The organism is uncultured Clostridium sp. (assembly GCF_934754915.1).
Taxonomy (GTDB): Bacteria; Bacillota; Clostridia; order Clostridiales; family Clostridiaceae; genus Clostridium.
This window is the reverse complement of the sequence record NZ_CAKVKB010000282.1, coordinates 1-2,508: the sequence shown is the minus strand read 5'-3', so window position 1 is coordinate 2,508 and position 2,508 is coordinate 1. Positions and strand designations below refer to the sequence as shown.

2 protein-coding genes are annotated in these 2,508 nt (G+C 31.0%); both read left to right on the top strand.

Annotated features, from left to right (window positions below; translation table 11 throughout):
- Positions 1–534 precede the first annotated feature (534 nt).
- Positions 535–696, top strand: a complete 162-nt coding sequence (locus tag Q0F58_RS18860; protein ID WP_294379516.1) for a hypothetical protein — start codon at positions 535–537, stop codon at positions 694–696.
- A 225-nt stretch (positions 697–921) separates the two neighbouring features.
- The coding region (locus Q0F58_RS18855) for a hypothetical protein (protein WP_294379515.1) at positions 922–2,508 on the top strand (1,587 nt) is incomplete at its 3' end.

Here is a 2,508-nt window from a genome sequence, read left to right as displayed (position 1 = left end):
ACTATTGAAGATCTTACAAGAACTAATGATATTTATGAGGCTATTATTAAAGAATCAGCTGGAAGGTATAAACCAATTGAGACAGTTAGAATATCTGTAAGATAAAAAGAAAGATGCTTGAAAAGAAATATGAGTGATGAATAACATATTCGATTTCATAGTTGCCTGAATTATGTAACAATTAATTTAAATGGAACTACATTTGGTGTCAAAGATAATTTCGAAAACATAAGAAAAATTTGCTCACTCATTAAGGAACTTGTTTTAGAGATTCTATTTTCTATTCCAGGTAATTTATCTTAAGTGGGAGCTACTTGAATTTATCAAAATTCGATGAAGAAATGAAATTATCTGTTGAATCAGTATGGTTATTCTAGGATTCGCGTACAGAATACTCTTTATAGAATTCACTATATTTCTGGTATTCTGTACGGATGCGCTAGGGTAGAAAAACAGATATTATCTAAGTTGCGTGTCCATTGCTGTTAGGGGGACATTATATTCAATTTATAAAATGATTAAGCTGTAGAGAATGTGAAACGTACAAGCTTTTACTTACTTATTGCTGATGGAGTGTCAAGATTTATAATAAGTGATAATCTATCATTTGTTTATGATAGACCTAATGGTTTAAGAGAAAAATTGATACCTATTACGCCCAAAATATTAATGTTCAAAGGACAGTTGATGATATAAAAATACAGTATTATGTGAGTTGTATTACAGATATTGCTGTAGAAGGATATAATAAGATAATAGTGTAGACCGGTTTGTCTTTTTAAAGAATTCTAAGGAGTAAAACAGGTCAGATGCTAAAATTTTATATAGTTGTAGCACATTCCAAAAAGTATTGGAGTTCGGAGACTCAGGAAGTTTCATAAATGTTTGAAAGGCTATAAATAAGAAGGGAGAGATTTGTAAATGGTAGATGCTAATAAGCATTATCCTAATTTAACATGGGCGCAATTTGCTGTGTGCAATGATGATGCAACAGGCGCCTTTGAAGACATGTCACGACGTTTGTTTTCTTTAGAATTTTTAGAAAAAGGTGTAGTACCGCATTCAGATCATAATAATCCAGGTATAGAAGTGTTACCAATTTTGGAACGGGCACATTCTGATGGAAGCAAACAAAGGAAAATTAGTTTTCAAGCGAAATATTTTGAAAACGAAGTTAGTTTTGCAAAAATAAAGGATTCAATGAATCAGGCTATTAAACATTATGGAGATGAGCTTGATTTAATTTATCTTTTCTGCAATAAGACACTTACTACTACAAGTAAGGGTTATAAGGACATTGTTGCATTATTAGAAAAGGCAGGAATTGAATTATCTCTGATTTCCAATAAGGAAGTGTTGGATTTGGTAGCAAATCATACAGAAATAGCCAGTTATTTTTTTATGCCTCGTAAAAGACCAGATGATGTTCAAATAGATTTGACACATACCGGTATTATTGTTAATACTGATGATAATAGCGGATGCAATTATTATCTCGTTAGAGCAAGTGAACAAGTTATTGATCCAAGATTAATAAAAAATTATGTTCAAGAGAAAATTCAGATTTGTCAATCTTTAATATTGGAAATTCGTTTTGATAAACTTAGAGAAGAAATTGAAGAAATTTTTACATATAAGCTTACTGGAGTTGAGGGGACTGAAACGCTGTTGTTCTATAAAGCAGTTCTGGAGTTACGTGAAGGTAAGGAGATTAAAATTTCAGTAGATGGTCTTACAGAACAGGATAAGATTGAGCTGTCATGGATGGAGGCATATTATAAAAATCCAGTACCTATTAGTATATATACTTTTGCTAGTCATCGTATTGAAAGCCAGGTAATTGTATTGGATAAGATGTTTTCATCACAATTATGGAATGCAGTAACGGTACTATGTAAAGAAATTGTGGATGATGGATCGTCGAAAATAATTGATACGGTTAAACAATCTTATGGTTTGGCTTTATTTAATTTACAAAAATATGATTTGGCTTCAGATATTCTGAAAGCACTTTACCAGAAAAATTCCACAGAAAATAATTGTGTATATTCAGTTTTTGCAGAGATAAAGAATATTAACGATATATGGAGACAAGGCAATTATGGATACAGAGAGAGACTAAAGGAATTAATTAAACAACTTGAGTTGTTAAAAGACAATAAACAATACAAGCATAATATAAGTCTTGTTGCAATGTTATATCTTGAAAGTGCATATAATTTGGGAATTGATGAAAAAGAATATGTTGAAAAGGCTATTGAAAGATATCAGGAATTCCCTGAGGATGTTAAGAATGAAAAAGGGGTAAAATATCTGTATGCACTTTGTCAGGAATTAAATGGTAATATTGAAATTGCCGAAAGTATATATGAAGGCTTAGATTGGAAGAATGACGCAACTATTGCATATAAGTATTTGATATGTAAATTGTCAAGAAATAACTATGCTGAAGTCATTGGAGCATATAACAATATTGTTCCTTGCGTAATAAATACAAAGCTTAGGAGC